Source organism: Paenarthrobacter sp. CCNWLY172, from assembly GCF_037402035.1.
GTDB lineage: Bacteria > Actinomycetota > Actinomycetes > Actinomycetales > Micrococcaceae > Arthrobacter.
The window spans coordinates 133,676-154,392 of the sequence record NZ_JBBEGB010000001.1 but is presented as its reverse complement, the minus strand read 5'-3'; the positions used below and the strand labels follow the sequence as shown (position 1 = coordinate 154,392).

The following is a 20,717-nucleotide window of genomic DNA, read 5'->3' as shown; positions in this document are numbered from 1 at the left end:
TTGGCTCATCCCTGCCGCCGGGTGTCTGTGTAGAGGCTGTCAACGATATGGCGGGCTCGCTCGGTGAAGGCTCCGCGCTTGAGTTTCATGGTGGGTGTCACGATCCCGTTGGCTTCGGTGAGGTCAGTCAGCAGCAAGGCGAACCGGCGAACTTGCTCTGAGCGGGCGATTTTCGCATTGGCGGCACTGACGGCCTGGCCAATCACGGCGAGAAGCCGGACGTCGTCGATTTGGACTGCGCCGCCGTCGTCGGGGATCCGGAGGCCCTTCAGATCGGATATCCCTTCGCGCTCAGCCCATGCGGCCAAGGATTCGGGGTCCAGGAGCACCAGCCCGCCGAGATAGGGTTTCCCCTCCCCCACCATCACGGCATGGGCCACCAGCGGGTCGCCTTCAACGTAGCCTTCCCAAATGGCCGGGGAGATCGTTTTCCCGCCGGCGGTGACAATCACGTCCTTGATCCGGCCCTTCAACGTGAGCCGGCCCAGATGGTCCAGCTCGCCGAGGTCCCCGGTCCGGAAGTAGCCGTCGACGAACGCGTCTGCGTTGTCTGCCTGCCGACGGTAGCCGGCAAAGACGCCCACACCGCGGGCCAGCACTTCACCTTGGTCTGAGAGACGCACGGTGGTACCGGGCATGGGGACGCCCACCGACCCCGAGTTGATGGCGCCCGGCAGGTTCCCCGTCAGGGGGGCTGTGGTTTCCGTCAGCCCGTAACCTTCGATCACGGGCAGCCCGAGGCCGCGGAAGAAGAGGGACAGTTCCGCATCCAGCGCGCCGGCGCCGGAGAGCAGGTAATCGAGCCGCCCGCCCACCAGTTTCCGCAGCCGGCCATAAAAAAGACGGTCGAACAGAGCCCGGCGAATGCGGAGGCCTGCAGAGGCACGGACAGTAGGGTCGGCGTCGTGCGCTTCGGCAAACCGGCCCCACTCCACTGCCGTACTTTGCGCCGAAGCCCACACGCGCCCCAGCCGTTTTTGTGTTGCGGCGGCCGCGGCCGATGCCTGGATCTTCTGGAGGACCCGCGGGACCACCACCAAAAACGTGGGCTTCAACGCACCCAGCGCGGGCACCACGTCGCGGGGATCGGAAAGGTGGGCGATCCGCATGCCGTTGGCCAGGCAGATCAGCTGGAGCCCGCGCGCCAGGACATGGGCCATAGGCAGGAAGATGATGGTGTTCCCGCCCTCACGGACCACCTCGGTGTAGGCTCCTGCAACGTTCAGGACCTGCCCCACAAAGTTGCCGTGGGTGATCAGTGCACCCTTGGGCGCGGCCGTGGTGCCCGACGTATAGACAATGGTGGCCACGGTATTGAGGTCTGCCAGCAGGCGACGCTCCTCCACGGCGTGATCCGGGATTCCGGCGCCGCCCTCCACCAGGTCTGCCAGGTCCGCTCCGGGCCTGGCATCGATGGTCCAGATCCCCAAAGCCTCGATTCCAGCATCGTTGAAGCCTTGTTGCAGCAAAGCGGCGTGCTCTGCTGTGCCGCCCACAGCAAGCCTGACATCGGCGTCAGCCAGAATCGCCGTCACCTGCGGTGCCGCCGAGGTTTCATAGACAGGAACCACGACGGCGCCGGCGAACCAGGCGGCCATATCGGCCAGTGCCCATTCGTACCGTGTGGGGGACATGATGGCCAGGGATTCACCTGGCTGGATGCCTGCGGCGATGAAGCCTTTGGCCAGGGCCCGGACTTCTTCGACGAATTGTTCCGTGGTGACCTGCCGCCACGGATCGGTGATGGCAGCACCGGCCGAGCGGACTTCGAAAGCGATATGCCCTGGGCTTGTCCGCACGCGTTCCATGAGCAATTCGGTGGCATTGCGGTGGTTGGCGGCGTCAACCAGCGGCGGGGAGGTGAATTCTCTCAACGGGCACCCTCTGTTGATATCGACTGCAGGTGGTCCTGCATGAGGTTCAGGACGGCGTCGAGGAAGTCCGTGACGAAGGCCTGGCGTTCGGGGGGCAGTGCGTCCAACTGCTGGCTGGCGGCGGACAGCAATGGCAGCATCAGGTCCTTGACCTTGCCGGCTGCTGCGCTGGTGACGTTGACGCGCACTTGGCGCCGGTCTTCGGTACTGCGCATGCGTTCAACATAACCGTGTGATTCCAAGCGGCTGACCAGCGCAGTGGTGGTGGCCGCCGTCGCGCCCAGTTCCGCGGCAAGCGCTCCGACAGTGACGGGTCCGGAGTCCGCCAGGACGGTCAGCGCCCTGTAGTCAGTGAGGTTGAGGCCCAGCGTTCGGGCAACCTCACGTTCGGTCTCATTCGCGAGGCTGAAGAGACCTTGCAGGGTCCGGGAAGCCGGGTGGCCCAGCCCTCCGGTAGCCTTCTGATGGTTTTGCATGGTTATATAGTAATCAAATTAGATTGAACATCAAACAGGCTAGGTAAACCTCGATGAGACGTTACGGGGAACCACTGCGAAAGGAACCGCGCCGTGAAGGATTCAGACAGGAAGGGCCTGATTGCCCTTCCCGTAGTAGTGCTGCTGGGGGCGCTCGTCGCTTGGGCTGGAAGCCACCATGGGCAAGGCCTCGCTGGCATTCCCCTCTTTACGGCAGCAGTCGCCGCGGCCTTCATCATTCAATGGATCGTCTTCATCCCGTCCTTTAAAGCCCAGACGGAAAAGTTCTTCGACCTCACCGGCTCACTGACCTACGTGGTGATCACGGTGCTCCTGGTGCTGGCCACCCCCGGAATCGATGCACGCTCGCTGCTCCTCGCGGCCATGGTTACCGCGTGGGCCCTTCGCCTGGGCACCTTCCTGTCGCGGCGCATCCACAAAGCCGGCAAGGACGATCGCTTCGACGAGATCAAGCCCTCGTTCATCCGCTTCCTGAACGTCTGGACCATGCAGGGACTCTGGGTGGTCTTCACCGCGGCAGCGGCATGGGTGGCCATCACCAGCACCAACCGGGTGGCTTTGGACTGGCTGGCCATCGTCGGATTCGTGGTGTGGGCGGCAGGATTCGTCATCGAGATCGTGGCGGACGTGCAGAAGAGCCGGTTCAAGGCCAACCCTGCCAACAAGGGAAAGTTCATCTCCACCGGGCTGTGGTCCAAGTCCAGGCACCCCAATTACTTCGGCGAGATCCTGCTGTGGACCGGGGTAGCCATTATCGCGATTCCGGTGCTCCAAGGCTGGCAGTGGGTTGCGCTGATCTCCCCGATCTTCGTCACCCTCCTGCTCACCAAGGTCAGTGGCATTCCCCTTCTGGAGAAGAAGGCCGACAAGACCTGGGGCGGCGAAGCCGGGTACGAGGCCTACAAGAAGAGCACGCCGGTGTTAATCCCCAAGCTCGGCTAGTCCGCAGAGCAGGCCCCACAACACGAAACCCTCCCGTTGTGGGGCCCGCTCTGCACCCTTTGCGCCAGGAATAGGGCGCAAAGCGGGCCTCGCAACGCGAAAACGGCGCGTGCCCCCGGAAGGAGGCACGCGCCGTCGTACGTTAGAAACGCAGGAAACCAGACGAGTCTTAGCTGAAGAGCTCGCTCTTGGGTTCGTTGTTCTTGACCTTCTGCCAGCCGAGCCACAGGACCAGGGCGAAGAACGGGATGGTCGCGAGGGTCCACAGGCCCAGCAGGAACACCTCGCCGGTTTCTTTGTCGGTCATGGAATCGAAACCGATCAGCACGGTGATCGCCAGCAAGGCAATGAGCCCCACCCAGCTGGTCCACGGCGAACCGGGCATCGGCAGGCTGGAGACGTTGCCGCGCTTCTTCCGCAAGGCAATCTGGCTCGCGAAGATGGATCCCCAGGTGAAGATCACACCAATGGACGCGGTGTTCAGCGCGAGGTCGAACGCGTGCGAGCCGCCCAGCCAAATGTTGAGCAGGATGCCCGCAAGGTAGACGCCGCCGATCGCCAGAATGGCTGCGTACGGCACGTGGCGGGTGGACATCTTGGTGAGCCACTGCGGGGCGTGGCCGTTGTTGGCCATGGTGCGGAAGATACGCCCGATCGAGTACAGGCCCGAGTTGCAGGAGGACAACGCGGCAGTGATGACGATCATGTTCATGACATCGCCCATCCAGCCGAGGCCCATCTGGCCGAACACAGTAACGAACGGCGAGGTGCCGGCGACGTACTGGTCGGACGGCAGCAGCATTGCGAGCAGCGTCACCGAACCAACGTAGAAGACCACAATACGGACCACGACGGCGCGGATCGCCTTGGGAACTTCGCGTTCCGGGTTTTCCATCTCACCTGCGGTGATACCAACGAGCTCGATGGCGTTGTAAGCGAAGATCACGGCATTGAGGACCAAAATCATCACCAGCCCGCCCTTGGGGAACATGCCGCCGTCTTCGTGGAAGAGGTTGGCGACGGACGCGTTGCCGTCGCCCACCTTGGCGTTGGTGACAACCATGAAAGTGCCAACGGCCAGGAAGATCACGATAGCGGCGACCTTGAGGCAGGAAGCCCAGAATTCGAACTCGCCGAACGCCTTGACGCTGAAGAGGTTCACGGCCACCAGCAGCACCAGCGCGGCGATGGCGGACAGTTCAATGGGCACGTTCGGGAAGAAGAACTGGAAGTACAGGCCGATCGCGATCAGCTCAGCAATGCCTGTCATGGCCCAGTTGATGAAGTACATCCAACCGGAGAGGAAGGCGCCCTTCTTGCCGAACATTTCGCCGGCGTAGCTCACGAAGGAGCCGGACGTCTGGCGGTACATGATGAGTTCGCCGAGGGCGCGCATCAGCAGGTAAGCGATGACGCCGGCAATGGCGTAGGAGAAGATCAGGGCCGGGCCGGTGGAGGCCAGGCGGCCGCCGGCACCCATGAAGAGGCCGACGCCGATAGCGCCACCCATGGCGATCATGGTGACGTGGCGGCGGCTCAGGGTCTTCTGGTATCCCTCGGCGCTGAGGTTGGAGTCCGAGGCTGAAGATGAGGCCTTGGAGCTCTGGAGATCTGTGGGAGTACTTTGCGGCACAGCTGTTCCTTGTGGGTTGGGGTGTTGCTGTAGGTGTCACGCCCATGCCGGAACATAGGCGGCTTTGGCACACAAAATTCGAGCTTTTCCTCTTTGGAGGACCCGAAGTGTGACAAAGAACGCAGAACGCCGAAGCTTCGCGCAACCCGTCTATCTTACGGGATTAACCCGAATGCCCGTGACGCAGGCAACAAGGAGCCATGGACAAGGGCCAAAACCCGCTTGGAAATGGCTGCTTTTCAGCCCAGTTCCAGCACCACATTTCCGGCCTCATCTGCGAAAACCCTGTAGGCGCGCAGGGGGTTGGCGCCCGTGGTGGAGCACCCTGTTTGGAGTTCGAAAGCGTGTTGATGAAGGGGGCACACCACCACCTGCTGGTCGATGGTGCCGTCCGCGATCGGGCCGCCTTTGTGCGGGCAGACACCCGAGACGGCCCGCAGGTTTCCATCCCGCAAGCGGAACACCGCCACCTGCTCGCCGTCGATTCCAAACGCCCGGCCTTCACCGAACGGAATTTGGTCAACAGGACCAAGGACGCGATGGGCCTTCGATCCAGCGGCAGATACTGACCCGGCACTCACTGGCTGCGCGCTCATCGGACCGGCACCTGCGGCAGGACTGTCAAGGGCAGGGAGGTCCGGAACTGGCCGGGCGTCAGCGGATCATCGCGTTCGCTCCAAGGATCCACATAACTGTCCACCGATGTTTGCATGGAAGCATCCAAACGGGCCGCGATCCCCTCGGAATCGTCCAGGATGACGCTGCGGATGTGCTCGATCCCTACGCGCGGCACAAACGCATACGTCCGCTCCAGCCAGTTGGCGTTCTCCCTGTAGTACTGCATGAACCGGCCTGTCAGGAGGGTCACCTCTTCCGAAGTGTCCACAGTCGCGAGGAGATCGCCCTTGCGGATATGGGCGCCCGCGGCTCCGCCGATGTAAATTTCCCAGCGGCCACCTTCCACGGCCACTACTCCCACATCCTTGACCAGGGACTCCGCACAGTTGCGGGGGCAGCCGGAGACAGCGAGTTTCAGCTTGGCCGGCGCTTCAATTCCCTGGAACCTGGACTCCAACCCGATCCCCAATCCCGTGGAATCCCCTGTTCCGAACCGGCAATAGTCCTTCCCAACACACGTCTTGACCGTGCGGAAGCTCTTGCCGTAGGCGTACCCGGAGGGCATGTCCAGATCTGCCCAAACCTGTGGAAGCTCTTCCTTAGGCACCCCCAGGAGGTCGATCCTTTGCCCGCCGGTCAGCTTTATCAGGGGAATCTTGTGCTTCTCGGCGACGTCCGCGATCCGCCGGAGCTGCTGCACCGAAGTCACCCCGCCTTTCATCTGCGGGATCACGGAGAATGTGCCGTCGCGCTGGATGTTGGCGTGGACCCGGTCGTTGATGAACCGTGCGTCGCGTTCGTCCACGTAGTCCCCGGCCAGCATCATTTTCATCAACGACGCCAGCCCCATCTTGGATTTGGCATCCTCAGCACTGCCCGGAGCCAAAGCGGCAAAGACCTCTGACACGGAGCGTAGCCCGCGGGCCCGGATCTCCGCCATCAAGGAAGCCTTGTCCAACGGAATTCCGGGAACGTAGTAGGTGGCTGCCGGGTCTTCCTCCACAGCACCGCCGGCGGCCCACTCCACCACTTGGGTCACCATGAGCTTGCACGAGCCGCAGCCCTTCCCAGCCCGGGTAGCGTCCATGGCAGCGGACACCGATGTGCACCCACCGTGGACCGCGGACACCAACGCCCCCTTGGAAACGCCGTTGCAATTGCAGACCTGGGCGCTGTCCGCCAGCTCGGCAACGCTCTCTTCCTCCCCCGGTGACCCGAGGTCGAACATCAGCGAGAGCCGCTCCTGAGGAAGGGGCAGGCCTTGATCAAAAGCCTGGGTCAGGTAGGCCACCTTACGGCTGTCACCCAGCAGGGTGGCGCCCACCATCTTGTTGTCCCGGATCACGATCGACTTGTACACACCACGGCTGGGTTCCGAGAACACAATGTGCTCGTCGCTGTCCCGTTCCGGGCCATGAAGTCCCATGGAAGCGACGTCGACGCCGGCCACCTTCAGCTTGGTGGCGGTCCTGGACCCCAGATATATCGAGGAGCGGTCCACGCCCGTGACATGGTCGGCCAGCACGGCGGCCTGTTCCCACAAAGGCGCCACCAGCCCGTACACCTCGCCGCGGTGCTGGACGCACTCCCCCACGGCAAAAATCTCCTCTTCGTCCATCACCCGCAGGTGGTCATCCACCACAATTCCGCGCTCCACTGCCAAACCACTGACGACGGCGACATCCACGTTGGGTCTGATGCCTGCGGTGACCACCACCATGTCGCAGTCGAGGTTGGGCTGATCGCGCAGGGCCACCCCGGTGATGCGGTCCGAGCCCAGGATCGCCGTGGTCCGGCTTCCGGTGTGCACCGCGATGCCCAGCGCCTCAACGCTTCTCCGCAGTATTGCACCGCCGTCGGGCCCCATCTGGGCGCTCATCAGATGACTACCCGAGTGGACCACGGCGACGTCCAGGCCATGAGCCTGCAACCCCCGCGCTGCCTCCAGCCCCAGCAATCCGCCGCCGATCACCACCACCTTGCCTTGCTGATCGTGCTGGAGCCCGTGTTGGGCACACTGGATCATCCTTCGGGTGTCGTCCATGGTCCGGAAGGTGAAGACTCCATGCCGCACCGTTCCGCTGGGCGTGTAGATGCCGTCCATGGGTGGCAGGAAGGAACGGCTGCCCGTGGCAATGATCAAGTAGTCGTACTGGACCACGCGGCCATCGGCGGCGAAGACATGCCGGCTGAACTTATCGATCCGATCCACACGGACCCCGGCGTGGAGGGTGATGTTGTTGTCCTGGTACCAAGGCAGGTCATTGAGGAAGATGTCCGCATCGCTTTCCTCACCGGACAGGACGTGGCTGAGCATGATCCGGTTGTAATTCCCGTACGGCTCGTCGCCGAACATGGTGATCTCAAACAGATCCGCACCACCCCTGGCCAGGATCTCCTCCACAGCCCGGGCGCCCGCCATGCCGTTTCCGATCACTACAAGCCGCTTTTTCATCAGTGCTCCACCATGCCCAGATCCACCACCACGGTTCCCCGCACCCCGGCAGGGGCCACGATGAACAGTTCGATCACGGACCCGCCTTCGGTGTCTTCCACCACCCTGAGCGGGATGTGGACATCGCCCTTGGCCCCGATGGGGAAATAGCGGAGGGGAATGCGGTCCCGCATCAACACCACGGTGATCAGTTCAGGGCTGGAATTGCCGCCACGGAAGTACAGCGTCTGGTTGACCATGCCATCCGGAACAAAGTGCGAGAGTTCGGCGTGGATGGGAACCGGTTTATCCAGCCCGGTTCCTTCAAAGTGGTAGATGCCCTGCAGGAAGAGATTCTGGATGATCACGGGAAAGTCCTTTCGGCCGGTTCCCTTCCCATGGTGCTCCGCCGTTGTTTCGGGACGCTCGATGCCGTGTTTCCACCTGCAGGACAGGGGGTAACGATCCCTTTGCCAACAACTCACCGCAGTGGAAACCGCGTGATGACCACCGCTACGTGGACTAGAGCAATTCGCCGCCCTGCATCCCGTACCGTACAAACGATCCTGCCGATGCGCTCCGCCCGGAACCGTCAACGCGGGCACAGTGATCGAACCACTCGCCCAAGGCGCGGTCGTGGCTCACGATCACCAGGGTCCCGACGAATGAGGCCAACGCTGCCTCCAGTTGTTCCACCAATACTGGTGCCAAATGGTTGGTTGGCTCATCCACAATCATGATTTGGTAGCCGCCCAGGAGCAGCCGGGCCAGGGCGAGGCGGCGTTGCTGCCCCGCGGACAGGCCCCCCACGGGCACGTGGAACTCGGCGGGCCGGAAGAGACCCAGGCGAAGCAAGCCTTCCGCGTGTTCATCGATGTTGCCACCCAGACCAGCGGCGAATGCCGGAAGCAAGCGCAGCCCCGGCCGCGTGGGAACGTCGAGCTCCTGCTGCAGGTAGCCCACCTTGCCGCGGACGCCCACCGACCCCGTGGCCGGTTCCAGGTTCCCCGTCAACACGGACAGCAACGTGGATTTACCGGCTCCGTTGGGCCCGGTGATGAGTACCTTCTGGCCGGTTTCAACCCTAAGATCGGTGGGTTGAAGCCTCCCGGGGACGCTGACGCCGTGGGCTTCCAGCGCAGGTTCGGACATCACGTCGGTCACAGAACCCAGCGGAGCTGCCAGTGTCAGCGGCACTGGTGGGCGGTCCACCGGATTCTCTTCGAGCCGGCGGAGCCGTTCCTGGGCGTTGCGGACCTTGCTGGTGACCGCGCTCTGCCAGGTTCCGGCCTTGAAATCGAAACCCATCTTGTCGTTGTCGCGCTTGCGTCCGTAACCCATACGGTCTGCCACTGTGGCAGCTTGGAGCCGTTCGGCAGCCATGGCGTCCAGCCATTGATCGTATTCCTGGACCCAACGGGCACGTTCGGCGGCTTTCTCGCGGAGGTAGCCTTCGTAGCCGTTCCCATAGCGGTTAACGGACCTGCGGTCGGCGTCCACTTCGATGATGGTGGTGGCGACTTTACGCAGCAGGACACGGTCGTGCGAGACCACCACTACCGTGCCGCGATGCGCAGCCAACCGGGACTCAAGCCAGGCGGTACCGTTCGCGTCCAAGTGGTTGGTGGGCTCGTCCAGGAGCAACGCTTCGGCAGGATCGGCCAGCAAGCATGCCAGCGCCACCCGCTCCTGCTCGCCGCCGGACAAGGAACCAAGCGTTCGACGGCGGTCCAGGCCTCCCAGCCCCAGCTTGTCCAGCGCTGCTTCCACCCGGGATTCGGCAGCGTAGCCCTCCCGGAGTTGATACTCCGTTTGCAGGCTTCCGTAGAGTTCAAGTTCCTCGGTGTCTGCGTCGGCCAGGCCTGATTCGAGGTCCAGGATGTGGGTTTCAAGGGAACGCAGCGACGCCAAGGAAGAGTCGATGGCATCTCCTACGGTCACCGATTCAGAGAATCCGTGGGTCTGGGCGAGGTAGCCCACGCGGTAGCCGGGGTTGCCGCCCAGGCCGGCCGCGCCGTCGTCGGGCGTTTCCACACCGGACAGCAGCCGCAGCAGCGTGGACTTCCCCGCGCCGTTTTCCCCGACGATCGCCACATGCTCGCCGTGGTGGATGACGAGGTCAACGTTGTTGAGAAGTTCGCGATCCCCATAGCCGTGGGAAACGCCGGAAAGGTAAAGGTGGTCAGTCAAGAGGAATCCTCGCAAGTCCGCAGTGGGTGGCTAAAGCCGTGTGGGTACTGGGGATGCAGCCGCAGATACGGGGCTGCGCTCAAGACTTCATCGCTCCAGCCTGCCCGGCGAACGTGGCGCCGTCAAGCCGGGGCACTTCGGGTGACGCCATGAGGGGACGGAAAACCCTTGGCATGACACCATAATGACGTCACTATGGTGTCATGCAGCTGAAGCAGTACGTCACCGCGGTCCAGCACCAGCTGGAAACCGCAGCCGAAGCCGGCGGTCCGGAAGCACGGGCCTTGAGCGAACGCTTGACTGCCGCGCTTGAATCCACCGTGCGTCTGGTTCTGCTGGAGGCCCTTTCCGACGCAGCCAGTGAGATCACCCTGGAGTTGGCCCCCGGTTCCGTAGATGTCAGGCTTCGCGGCCGGGACCCTGAATTCGTGGTCAGCAACCCCTCCTCCGCCAACGATTTTGAAGCCGTCACGGAACAGCCACGACAGCGTACTGCAGTGGTTGAGGACCTCGACGGCACCAGCACGTCCCGCACCACGCTCCGGCTCCCGGACCACCTCAAGCAGCAAGTCGAGGATGCAGCCGGACAGGAAGGGCTGTCCGTGAACTCGTGGCTGATCAGGGCTGTCGCAGATGCCCTCAACGGAAGCCGCCCGACCCAACGAAAAACGGGCCGCGAACCCGGCGAACAGAACTTCACAGGATGGGCACGCTGATGGCAATCTTCCAGACCCCGGGTCCCATCGCCGTCGTGGTTGATGTCTCCGTCCGCGCCGATATCTGGATCGTGGCGCGGGACCGTACGGATACCGAGGTGACCGTCCAGCCGCGCAAAGCCAAGCGCGCTCTCGATGCCAGGATGGCTGAACAGACCACCGTGGACTACTCGGATGGCCGCCTGCAGGTCAGGCTTCACCCCGCATTCCGCCACAGCTGGTTCAGCGACGGGGGTGCAGTGGAGATCACCGTGGAGGTTCCCCTGGGCAGCAGCCTGGAGTTGAAGACCGCCATGGGAGACCTCCGCTGCGAGGGCGAATTCAGCACCGCCGACCTGAAGACCGACTTGGGCCACATCCGCATCGACCATTGCGGCGAGCTCCGAGCCCACACCGACATGGGTGACGTCACCGTGGAACGCGCGGCAGGACGGTCCAGGATCAAGACCGGCTCGGGCAAAATCCGCGTCCGTCACATCGACGGGGCTGCCACCGTCAAGAACGGCAACGGCAACATCTACATCTCGCACGTTTCCGGCGAGCTCAGCATCAGCGCCGCCAACGGCGACGTCTCCTTGGATCGGGCAGGCCTCTCCACCACAGTCAAAACGTCCAACGGTGACATCACGGTAGGGGAAGTGGCCGCGGGCGCCCTCACGGTGCAGACGGCAGCGGGTGCGCTGTCCATCGGGGTGCGCCAAGGTACCGCGGCATGGCTTGACCTCAAGACCAAATATGGACGGGTACGCAACGCACTCGACGTCACCCATGGACCTGGCGAATCCAGGGACACAGTGGAGATCCGTGCCCGCAACGCCTACGGCGACATCACAGTGACGCGTTCACCCGCAACAACGCACGCCTGACCTACACGGCAGCGAGAGCCCGCTTCCGACGAACTTTCGCCAGACGAGTCCCTATCAGCCCCTGCCGCGGACTGAAAAGATACACGAACGCGAACACCACGCCTTGGGTGAGCACCACCATGGCCCCCGATGCTGTGTCCAGGTAATAGCTGAGGTAGATGCCGGTCACGGAACACACCACGGAGATCACCGGTGCAATAACAAGCATCCGCGAGAACCGGTCCGTCAGCAGGTAGGCGGTGGCACCTGGGATGATCAGCATGGCGACCACCAACACCACGCCCACAGTCTGCAGGGCAACAACCGACGTCAGTGCCAGCAAACCCAACAACAGCGCGCCAAGCCTGCGGGGTGAGAGACCTATCGCGTGCGCATGCGTGGGATCGAAGGCGTACAGCGTGAGGTCGCGGCGTTTGAGGATCAGGATCGCAAAGGCCACCACGCCCAGCACCACCACTTGGATGAGGTCAGGGATACTGACGCCCAGCAGGTTGCCGAAGATGATGTGGTTCAGGTCGGTTTGGCTTGGAGTCACCGAGATCAGGACCAGTCCCAGGGCAAACAGCGAAGTGAACACGATGCCGATCGCGGCGTCTTCCTTCACCCGGCTCGTGTTGCGGACCACCCCGATCAACGTCACCGCGATCAGTGCGAACACCAACGCACCCACCGCGAACGGCGCACCGACGATGTAGGCCAGGACGACGCCGGGAAGCACCGCGTGGGAGACGGCGTCGCCCATCAGGGACCAGCCGATCAGGACGAGCCAGCAACTCAGCACCGCACAGACCACCGCGGCGATGGCCGTGGTTGCGAGCGCCCGAACCATGAAGTCGTAGCTCAGGGGTTCCAGCAGGAATTCCACGGTTCAGCCCCTGTTCATGACGTCGAGGCCGAAGGCCATGGCCAGGTTCTCGGGCTGGAGCACGGTGTCCGGACTTCCGTGCATGAGCACCTTGCGCATCAGCAGCACGGCTTCGTCGCAGAGCTGGGGCAAGGCGTGGAGGTCGTGGGTGGAAATCAGGATGGTGGCGCCGTCTTCCGCCAACTCACGGAGGAGCCGGGTGATGGTGGCCTCGGACCGTTTGTCCACGCCCGCGAATGGCTCATCCAGCAGCATCATGGTGGCGCCCTGCGCGATGCCACGGGCCACGAAGGCCCTCTTCTTCTGTCCTCCGGACAGCTGACCGATCTGCCTGTCGGCGAACTCGCTCAGCTCCACCCGTTCCAAGGCGTGCTCGACGGCGTCCCGGTCGGCTTTGCGGGGCCGGCGCGTGAATCCCAAGTGCCCGTAGCGGCCCATCATCACCACGTCCCGGACGGACAGGGGAAAGGCCCAGTCCACGTCTTCGCTTTGGGGGACGTAGCCGATCCCGGCGTCCTTACGCATCTTCGCGGGTGGCTCTCCGTTGATGAGTACCCGGCCGGAATCGGGTTTCACCATGCCCATGATGACTTTGAACAGGGTGGATTTGCCCGAGCCATTCATCCCTACCAAGCCGCAGATCCGGGAATGCTCCAGGGTCAGGGACGCAGAGTCCAGGGCCAGGACCTCACCATAGTGGACCGTGACATTCTCTACAGCGATCGCGGGGGTGCTCATGACGTTCCTCCTGTCAGTGCAGTGGTGATGACTTTGGCGTCGTGGCGGATGAGGTCAAGGTAGGTAGGAACCGGTCCGTCGGCTTCGGACAGGGAATCCACATACAAGGTCCCACCGAACTCGGCGTCAGTGGCACCCACCACCTGCTGCATGGGGGCGTCCGACACCGTGGATTCACAGAAAACGGCAGGTACCTGGTTTTCCTTCACGAACTCGATGGCCCGGGTGATCTGCTGCGGTGTGGCCTGCTGCTCTGCGTTGACTGCCCAGATATAGACCTCTTTGAGGCCGGCGTCGCGGGCCAGGTAGGAGAAGGCGCCTTCGCAGGTGACCAAGGCCCTCTGCTTCTCCGAGAGAACGGAAAGCTTGGACACCATCTCGTCCTGCACGCCCTGCAACTGGGCGTTGTAGGCCTTGGCATTGGCTTCGAACTCTGAAGCATGGGATGGATCCAGCTTCGCAAAGGCCTTGGCCATGTTGTTGGCGTAGATCTGGACGTTCTTGGGCGACATCCAGGCGTGCGGGTTGGGTTTGCCCTGATAGGAGTCCTCGGCGATGGGCATGACCTCGACGCCGTCGCTCACCACAGCGTGCGGCACGTCCAGGTCTTCCACGAACTGGGCAAACCAGGCTTCGAGGTTGAGCCCGTTGTCCAGGATAAGGTCCGCTTGGGCTGCTTTGCGGATGTCGCCGGGCGTGGGCTCGTAGCCGTGGATTTCGGCCCCGGCTTTGGTGATGGACTCGACCCGGAGTTTATCCCCGGCCACGTTCTTGGCGACGTCGGCCAATACAGTGAATGTTGTCAGCACCACGGGTTTGTCATCACCTCCCGCGGAGGAATTCCCGCCACAGGCGGAGATCCCCAAGGCGAGGGCGATGACGGTCAGGGCAGCAGCGAAACGGCGGACATCTTTGGCGCGCCGAAACGAAAAGTTAGGCATACCGAAAAGTGTAGCCAAGCAAGGGCCACCCGGCAAAGCTAGGCTGGTCACATGGGCACTCTTTCCACCAAGGCATCTTTGTACAGATTCACTGCCCTTGACGCCGCCGCAGTGGCCGCCTACCTCACCTTTACCGCCTACTTCACGTTCGCGGGTGAATCCGTGGAACGGCTGATGCTGCAGCTCTTTCCCGAGCCAGCCACCGCATCCTACGCCGTTAATGCGCTCTTCTATGCCGGTGTCGGAATATTCGCGGTGGCCTCAGCCTGGCGGGTGATGGGCAGGGACCTCAAGATCCTTGGCACCCGCCCATGGTTCACCCTGGGCATGGTCCCCTTGGCGATCGTGGTGATGCTCATTCTCACGGCACTGCTGGTGGCGGCCTTCGGCACAGCACAAAGCTCAGAGAACCAACTGGGCATCCAAGGTCTCCTGCAGCAGGTGCCCGCATGGCTCATGGTGCCCCTGCTGGTGCTGCTGGGCCCCTTTGTTGAAGAGTATCTGTTCCGGCATTTGCTGATCGGCAAATTGTCGCGGTACCTGAACATCTGGATCTGCTGCGTGATCTCCGTGGTGGTCTTTGCCTCCATCCACGTAGTGGGCCGCGAAGGACTGGTGCTGTCCGCGTTGGCACCGTGTCTGGGCATGGCCGTGGTCCTCGTAGCGGTTTATGTCTGGACGGGAAAGAACCTGATGTTCTCCTATTTTGTCCACGCCGCCAAGAACCTCATGGCCGTTGTCCTGATCTACGCCATCCCGTCCGAGCTGCTTCCAAGTTAGAAGCTGGCCCGCCCAGCTAAAACGGGCCTGCCCCAGCTACGACACGCTCTTCCCTGTCAGCACCACCCGGTGGCTGCCTGAGGTCCGTCCCGTGATGTAGACCTTCACGCCGTAGCTGGCGTTCGAGCCTCCTGGATATCGGTAAGCCTCCCCCGGGTTGTACACAGGCGGGCTGTCCGGGTCTGCTGCGTTGCCGGGGCCAAATTCGATCACGTCATTCCCCACGCGGTAGGCACCCGTCCCAGAGGTCAGTTGGAAGGTCCCGGACCCAGTACCGGCCTCCTCCACCCCGCTGAGCTGCCCACCCGCACGGAAGGTCAGCTCCAGGGCGTACGAGGTTTCGGCACCGTCGAAGTCCAGCTCCAGTACCACCGTTCCGTCCGCAGCATTCGGTGTGACCGTGATGGACGTTGCCAAGCGGTGCTCCACGGTGGGCCGGTTGTCGAAGTCCATGGAGGCGCTGAAGCGTCCTTCGTGGACCAAAGGATAGATGCCGTCGGAACGCTGCACATCCACCGGCAGCGGAAGGTAGAAGTTGGCGCTCAGCTCATCGCGGAGGCGGACCGCGGGACCATCAACGGCGGCGCTCCGGCTGCGGAACGGCCCCAGGTCGAAGAAGCTCCGCGAGAGCCGCACATCCGTCAGGACCGCCTCGCCGTGACTGAAGCGCAGGAAGGTGGGATTGGTGGCAAGTCCGGAGCTGATGCCGGCCGAGACGTCGTCACACCCGCCAAAGACCGTGACCACGCTCCGGCCACCGCGGAATCGATGGATTCCACAGCTGACCAAGCCGGCATGCCCGGGAGCCATCGCTGCCGGCAGGCTTTCCCACGCCTCCACGGCCGGAAGCTCGGCGGCCAACCACGCATCCAGCCGAACCCTGGCCAGGGCCTTGGCCGGTTCCAGCAGCTGGAATTGCTCTAACCAGGCCGCAGCAGCTGCGAAGTCGCCGTTCCGGTCCTGATTGGCCAACCGGCGGTACAGCAGCTGGAAAGCTTCGCCGTCGAATTTGATCCATTGGTCCTGCCTGCGCGAGAACAGGGACTCGGCACTGCCATCGCTGCCGAACCACGGGAGGAACGCCGTCAGGTTGGCCCGGACATGGTCAAGGAGTTCGGGCCGGCCGGCATGGTCGGCGATCGCCAGCAGGGACGGATTGGTCACTGCGGTGGCATAGAGGGGGCTCCTTTCGGAGTACATTCCATCCGGCAGTTGGTCGATTCCCTCGGCAAGCCACTGGCCGATGCGCTGCTGGATGTCCGGACGCGGATTGCCCTCCGTTTCGTGCAGTGCGTGAAGACGGGCCAGCGCGGCACACAGCTCCCAACGATGGTTGGGGGTGTGAACGCCGCCGCTGACCAGGGCGTCAGTGATACGCCCGACGACGGCGCGAAGCCGGCTGACGGTCCCGGCCAAGCCATCTTTCGGGGACCCCAGGATGTCCAAGGCCATGCAGGCGTCATTAATGGTGAAGGCAGAGTCCGGCGGCGAACTGAGGTTGGTGCCGTCGAACAAACCGGTCGGCCCTTGCAGGTACTCCAGCCTGGCCACACAGTCCGCCATGAGCCCGGGCAGCCTAGACGAACCGACGTGAACGGATCCGGGTTGGGTGTAGACGGTGGCCAAAGCCAGCAACCTGCCCATAGCGGGGCGGTGCGCCAAAGCCGCCACGCCGCCGTCGGACTCTTCCAGGAGCGTGTCCACTTGGCGGTCGGCCGCCTCGATCAGTTTGTCGAGGAACGCTGTATCCACCGCAACTGACGCTGTTTGGTGATTCACTCCGGGCCCCTAGTCCTTCAGTCCTGCGCTGACGTCAGCGTTGAGTACGTATTTCTGGAAGACCGCGAACACCAACACCAGCGGGAGGATGGAGATCACGGAAGCGCCCAGCAGCACGGGCCAGTCGATGTTTTCCGCGCCCACAATGCTGCGAAGTGCCACCTGCAGGGTGTACCACTTGGGGTCGTTCAGCACGATCAGTGGCCAGATGTAGTCGTTCCAACGCCACTGGAAAGAGAAAATGGCCAGCGTGAACAGGATGGGCTTGGACAGCGGGAGCATGATCCGGAAGAAGATGGCCAGTTCGCTGGCGCCATCGATCCTGGCCGAATGCAGGAGGTCGTCCGGGACCGTCAGGAAGAACTGACGGAACATAAACACACCTGTGGCTGTCAGCACGGAGGGCACAATGATGCCCGCCAGGGAGTTATACAGGCCGAGGTCACGGATCACCGAGAACGTGGGGTTCAGGATCACTTCGGTGGGCAGCATGGTGGTAGCCAGGATGCACACGAAGAACAATCGTGTTCCCTTGTTGTTGTACTTGGCCAGCGCATAACCAGTGCACGCGCTGAAGAACACCGTGAGGACTGTGGTGACCAGCGAAACCGTGGCCGTGTTCAGGAAGTACTGCGCAAAATCCACCCGCTCCCAGGCATCCACAAACCCCTGGAACGTCCACTCCCGCGGAATCATGGACAGCGGATAGCTGAAAAGTTCACTCCCGGGCTTGAACGAGCTCAGGAGGAACCACAGCAACGGCAGCGCGTAGATGGCCACGATGACCCAGAGCACGGCCGTCAGCGGAGCGGACAGGTTCTTCCGCCTGGCACGGGCCTCACGGGTCTTGTCCGCGGGTTTGGCCCCTGCAGCAGGAGGCAGTTTGGTAGCTGTTGCCATGGTTCAGCCCTTCTTCTTGTTGAAGCGCAGCTGGATGAGCGCTATAGCCAACAGGACCACCATCAGCACCATGGAGGCGGCGCTCGCGTAGCCCACCTTGGATTGTTCGAAGCCGGTCTTGTAGATGTACTGGACGATCAACGTGTTCTCTGTTCCCGGTCCGCCGTTGGTGAGCGCCTGGATCATGGCGAACTCCTTCATCGCATGGATGGTGGAGAGCAGGATGACCATGAACGACGTCGGCGCGATGCCGGGCAGGATCACATGCCGGAACCGTTGCCAGGCGTTGGCGCCATCCAGTTCGGCCGCCTCCAGGAGTGCCTCAGGGATGTTCTTCAGCGCCGCGATGAACAGCAGCATGTTGAAGGCCGTACCGCCCCAGGCCGAGGCGAAAATGACCACCATCAACGCGAGGTTGCCGTTGCTGGACCACGGCACCGGGCCGCCACCCAACGTGGTGATGACGAAGTTGACGAAGCCGAAGTCCTGGCCGAACATCCATTTCCAGATGACGCCCACCACGATCGGCGAGATCAGCCACGGCAGGAAAATGATCACCTTGGCCGCTGTCCGCCCCCGCGTGGCTTTGCTGACCAGCAGCGAGGCGATACCCAGGGATGAGACGTATACCAACGGCACCGAAAGAACCGTGTACAGGAACGTCCGGGTCAGCGCCGCGTAGAAGGTGCTATCAGCGAAGAGCTTTTGGAAGTTCGCCAGGCCGATGAAGTTCAGCTTGCCCACACCGCGGTAATCCGTGAACGAATAGATCAGCCCCAGAGCGCCTGGCCACACAAAGAACACCAGGAACAACACCACGTTGACGCCGATGAGGATCAGTGGCGCGATGACATAGCGGTTGCGCCGCCGTTGCTGGGACTTGCTGCGCACGGCCGGTGAGCCGGGCTGTTCCGGCCGCACCGCCGGGCTGAGCGTTGAATTGGCCATGGACTAGGCGCCGTTGTAGAGCTTCACGATGTTCTCCACCGTGGTCTTGGCATCCTGGCTGCCGCCCAACATCTTCACGGTTTCCTCCCTCAAGGGGTCCCCGGAGAAGGGGGTCTCGGCATAGGCCTCGGCCACGACACGTTTGATGGCGTTATCGCCCTTGGCCTGGTTCCCGGCAATCTGCTGCTGGTAGAGCTCAAAGGAGGCCTGCTGGTACGGATACTCCACCTTGAGGCTTTCCTTGACCGGCAGGTAGCCGCCGAGCTTGGCGAACTCCGTGTAGTTGGCGTCGTCGTAGAACCAGTCGATGAACTTTTTGGCTTCTTCGTCCGCGCCCGTGTCCTTGAAGGCCACCATGAAACCGCCACCGAGGTTGGTGGCGTTGACTTCCTTCTTGGGCAGCGGCACGGACAGCCACTCAAAGTCCTTGATGTTCTTATTGAAGTCGGCCACCTGCCAGCTGCCGGAGTAGTAGGCAGCTACCTGCCCGCTCTTGAACATGGCGTTGCCGTCTTCGCCGCTGAGCCACACTGATTTGGGCATCGTGGCGTCATCGTTAATTTTTTGGAAGTACTCCAGGGTCTCTACGGCCTTGTCATCCGCGGCGTACTTATCGCCGTTCTTCGCAAAGGCGTCGCTGCCGAACTCGTACATCATGGCGCGCAGGCGGTGGCCTGAACGGTCCATCACCATACCGTACTTGGCACCGGCCTTCTCGCGGACCTGGTTCACGGCTGCTACGAACTCGTCCCAGGTCCAGCTGTTCCCGATAGCGGTGGGGTAGGCCACTCCGGCTTTGTCGAAGAGGCTCTTGTTCACGAACAAGCCCACTGCGGTGAGGTCTGACGGGATGGCCGGGAGCGTTCCGTCAGGGGCCGTCTGCAGGAACTTCCCATCGATGTTCCGCGCCTTGGCGATGTCGCTGAGATCCTGGAGTTGGTTGACCCAAAGGGGGTCCAGGCCCGTCACCCGCGCCAGCGCCGGAAGGTCATTGGCCGTTGCCGCATTCTTGAGCTTGGTAGTGATGTCCGCAGTGGGGACGTCCACTACCTCGATGGTGATGCCGGTGGCTTCCTTGTATTTCGCGGCGGCCGCGGCGAAAGCGCCGCCCTGGCTGGTGTCCCCGGAAAGGACCAACTGGAGGGTCTTGGCGCCACCCTCAGCGGAGGTGCCGCCACCACTACAGGCAGAAAGTCCGACGGCGAGGGCGGAGAGGCCAAATGCCGTCATTCCGAATTGCCGGCGGCTGATGCTGGAGATGCGTGTCTGCTCTGACAATGCTTCTGTCCTTTTCTCACGGGGCTGCCAGTCCACGGAGGCCTGGCTGCGGAAGTAGGACGTGGCGCGGGGGCCACGCTGCCTTGGTAGGAAAAGCCTTTCCTGCACCCACTGTGATCTATGTCATGACAATATGTCAAGAAAACGTATGCACATCTCCAACGTTGGAGAGGACCACTAGGCCGTGACCTGCCGACCATTTCGAACCCGGACCAAACATGACCGCAAAGGCCTACCAGCTACCGGGCGTCGGGAATAGCGTGGAGACCATGACATTGAACATCCAGGTAGTAGTCGATTGCCAGAAGCCGCATGACCTCGCCGACTGGTGGGCCGAGACCCTCGAGTGGAGCGTGGAACCACAGGACGAGGCGTTCATCCGATCGATGATCGAGCAGGGCTACGCCACCGAGGACCAGACCATCACGCACAACGGCAAGCTGGTCTGGGCCGAAGGCTGCGCGATCGTGCCTGCCGAGGACACGGACCCCAAGACCGGCCGGCGCATCCTGTTCCAGACCGATGCCACCCAAAAGACCGTTAAGAACCGCGTGCACTGGGATGTCCGCCTGGACGGCCGGGACAAGGATGAGGTGCGGAAACAATTGGAGGCCCGCGGAGCAAAACACCTCTGGACCGCCAGCCAAGGACCCCACGAGTGGCACACCATGGCCGACCCCGAGGGCAACGAGTTCTGCATCAGCTAAGGCCATTACTA

General features: G+C 62.7%; 19 protein-coding genes. 5 read left to right on the top strand and 14 right to left on the bottom strand.

The window, feature by feature from the left end; genetic code table 11:
* Window positions 1-5: 5 nt before the first annotated feature.
* Window positions 6-1,874 carry an AMP-dependent synthetase/ligase gene (locus WBN73_RS00680; protein WP_337339206.1) on the bottom strand — a complete coding sequence of 623 codons (1,869 nt, stop codon included), beginning with the start codon at window positions 1,872-1,874 and terminating at the stop codon, window positions 6-8.
* The gene (locus WBN73_RS00675; protein WP_337339205.1) at window positions 1,871-2,350 is read right to left on the bottom strand and encodes a MarR family winged helix-turn-helix transcriptional regulator; all 480 of its coding nucleotides are present in this window, start codon (window positions 2,348-2,350) and stop codon (window positions 1,871-1,873) included. The genes WBN73_RS00680 and WBN73_RS00675 overlap by 4 nt, the downstream gene beginning before the upstream one ends.
* Window positions 2,351-2,443: 93 nt before the next feature.
* On the opposite strand from WBN73_RS00675, the gene WBN73_RS00670 reads away from it, so the two are divergent.
* Window positions 2,444-3,313 (top strand): DUF1295 domain-containing protein, encoded by an 870-nt coding sequence (locus tag WBN73_RS00670; protein WP_337339204.1) that lies wholly within the window; start codon window positions 2,444-2,446, stop codon window positions 3,311-3,313.
* A 169-nt stretch (window positions 3,314-3,482) separates the two neighbouring features.
* Here WBN73_RS00670 and WBN73_RS00665 read toward each other — a convergent pair whose 3' ends face one another.
* From WBN73_RS00665 to WBN73_RS00645, 5 genes are all read right to left on the bottom strand, one after another.
* Window positions 3,483-4,946 (bottom strand): amino acid permease, encoded by a 1,464-nt coding sequence (locus WBN73_RS00665; RefSeq protein WP_280623434.1) that lies wholly within the window; start codon window positions 4,944-4,946, stop codon window positions 3,483-3,485.
* 239 nt (window positions 4,947-5,185) lie between these two features.
* Window positions 5,186-5,542 carry a Rieske (2Fe-2S) protein gene (locus WBN73_RS00660; protein ID WP_207594467.1) on the bottom strand — a complete coding sequence of 119 codons (357 nt, stop codon included), beginning with the start codon at window positions 5,540-5,542 and terminating at the stop codon, window positions 5,186-5,188.
* Window positions 5,539-8,019, bottom strand: coding sequence for a nitrite reductase large subunit NirB (gene nirB, locus WBN73_RS00655; protein WP_337339203.1), 2,481 nt, complete (start codon window positions 8,017-8,019; stop codon window positions 5,539-5,541). Before nirB ends, WBN73_RS00660 begins: the two co-directional genes overlap by 4 nt.
* On the bottom strand, window positions 8,019-8,366 hold the full coding sequence (locus WBN73_RS00650) for a molybdopterin oxidoreductase (RefSeq protein ID WP_337339202.1): 348 nt from the start codon (window positions 8,364-8,366) through the stop codon (window positions 8,019-8,021). Before WBN73_RS00650 ends, nirB begins: the two co-directional genes overlap by 1 nt.
* A 154-nt stretch (window positions 8,367-8,520) precedes the next feature.
* Entirely contained in the window at window positions 8,521-10,188 is a 1,668-nt protein-coding gene (locus tag WBN73_RS00645; RefSeq protein WP_337339201.1) for an ABC-F family ATP-binding cassette domain-containing protein, read from the bottom strand.
* 203 nt (window positions 10,189-10,391) lie between these two features.
* On the opposite strand from WBN73_RS00645, the gene WBN73_RS00640 reads away from it, so the two are divergent.
* The gene (locus WBN73_RS00640; RefSeq protein ID WP_337339200.1) at window positions 10,392-10,904 is read left to right on the top strand and encodes a histidine kinase; all 513 of its coding nucleotides are present in this window, start codon (window positions 10,392-10,394) and stop codon (window positions 10,902-10,904) included.
* Entirely contained in the window at window positions 10,904-11,770 is an 867-nt protein-coding gene (locus WBN73_RS00635; protein WP_337339199.1) for a DUF4097 family beta strand repeat-containing protein, read from the top strand. The genes WBN73_RS00640 and WBN73_RS00635 overlap by 1 nt, the downstream gene beginning before the upstream one ends.
* Before the next feature lies 1 nt (window position 11,771).
* Here WBN73_RS00635 and WBN73_RS00630 read toward each other — a convergent pair whose 3' ends face one another.
* Genes WBN73_RS00630 through WBN73_RS00620 form a run of 3 tightly spaced genes read right to left on the bottom strand, consistent with a single transcriptional unit; the run spans window position 11,772 to window position 14,314 of the window.
* A complete protein-coding gene (locus tag WBN73_RS00630) occupies window positions 11,772-12,635 on the bottom strand; it encodes a metal ABC transporter permease (protein WP_337339198.1) in 864 nt (287 codons plus the stop codon).
* Between the two features lie 3 nt (window positions 12,636-12,638).
* A complete protein-coding gene (locus tag WBN73_RS00625; RefSeq protein WP_207594472.1) occupies window positions 12,639-13,373 on the bottom strand; it encodes a metal ABC transporter ATP-binding protein in 735 nt (244 codons plus the stop codon).
* The gene (locus WBN73_RS00620) at window positions 13,370-14,314 is read right to left on the bottom strand and encodes a metal ABC transporter substrate-binding protein (protein ID WP_337339197.1); all 945 of its coding nucleotides are present in this window, start codon (window positions 14,312-14,314) and stop codon (window positions 13,370-13,372) included. The genes WBN73_RS00625 and WBN73_RS00620 overlap by 4 nt, the downstream gene beginning before the upstream one ends.
* 51 nt (window positions 14,315-14,365) lie before the next feature.
* Here WBN73_RS00620 and WBN73_RS00615 point away from each other — a divergent pair, with 51 nt between their 5' ends.
* Window positions 14,366-15,094, top strand: a complete 729-nt coding sequence (locus tag WBN73_RS00615; RefSeq protein ID WP_337339196.1) for a CPBP family intramembrane glutamic endopeptidase — start codon at window positions 14,366-14,368, stop codon at window positions 15,092-15,094.
* A gap of 36 nt (window positions 15,095-15,130) precedes the next feature.
* On the opposite strand, the gene WBN73_RS00610 is transcribed toward WBN73_RS00615, so the two are convergent.
* From WBN73_RS00610 to WBN73_RS00595, 4 genes are read right to left on the bottom strand one after another with little or no spacing between them, the layout of a single operon-like run.
* A complete protein-coding gene (locus tag WBN73_RS00610) occupies window positions 15,131-16,873 on the bottom strand; it encodes a hypothetical protein (RefSeq protein ID WP_337339195.1) in 1,743 nt (580 codons plus the stop codon).
* Between the two features lie 9 nt (window positions 16,874-16,882).
* Window positions 16,883-17,773 carry a carbohydrate ABC transporter permease gene (locus WBN73_RS00605; RefSeq protein ID WP_207594476.1) on the bottom strand — a complete coding sequence of 297 codons (891 nt, stop codon included), beginning with the start codon at window positions 17,771-17,773 and terminating at the stop codon, window positions 16,883-16,885.
* 3 nt (window positions 17,774-17,776) lie between these two features.
* Window positions 17,777-18,721: a carbohydrate ABC transporter permease gene (locus WBN73_RS00600; protein WP_207594477.1), complete on the bottom strand. Its 945-nt coding sequence runs from the start codon at window positions 18,719-18,721 to the stop codon at window positions 17,777-17,779.
* 3 nt (window positions 18,722-18,724) lie between these two features.
* Complete coding sequence (locus WBN73_RS00595; protein ID WP_337339194.1) at window positions 18,725-19,999, bottom strand: ABC transporter substrate-binding protein; 1,275 nt, start codon at window positions 19,997-19,999, stop codon at window positions 18,725-18,727.
* Between the two features lie 269 nt (window positions 20,000-20,268).
* Here WBN73_RS00595 and WBN73_RS00590 point away from each other — a divergent pair, with 269 nt between their 5' ends.
* The gene (locus WBN73_RS00590) at window positions 20,269-20,706 is read left to right on the top strand and encodes a VOC family protein (RefSeq protein WP_337339193.1); all 438 of its coding nucleotides are present in this window, start codon (window positions 20,269-20,271) and stop codon (window positions 20,704-20,706) included.
* Window positions 20,707-20,717 lie beyond the last annotated feature (11 nt).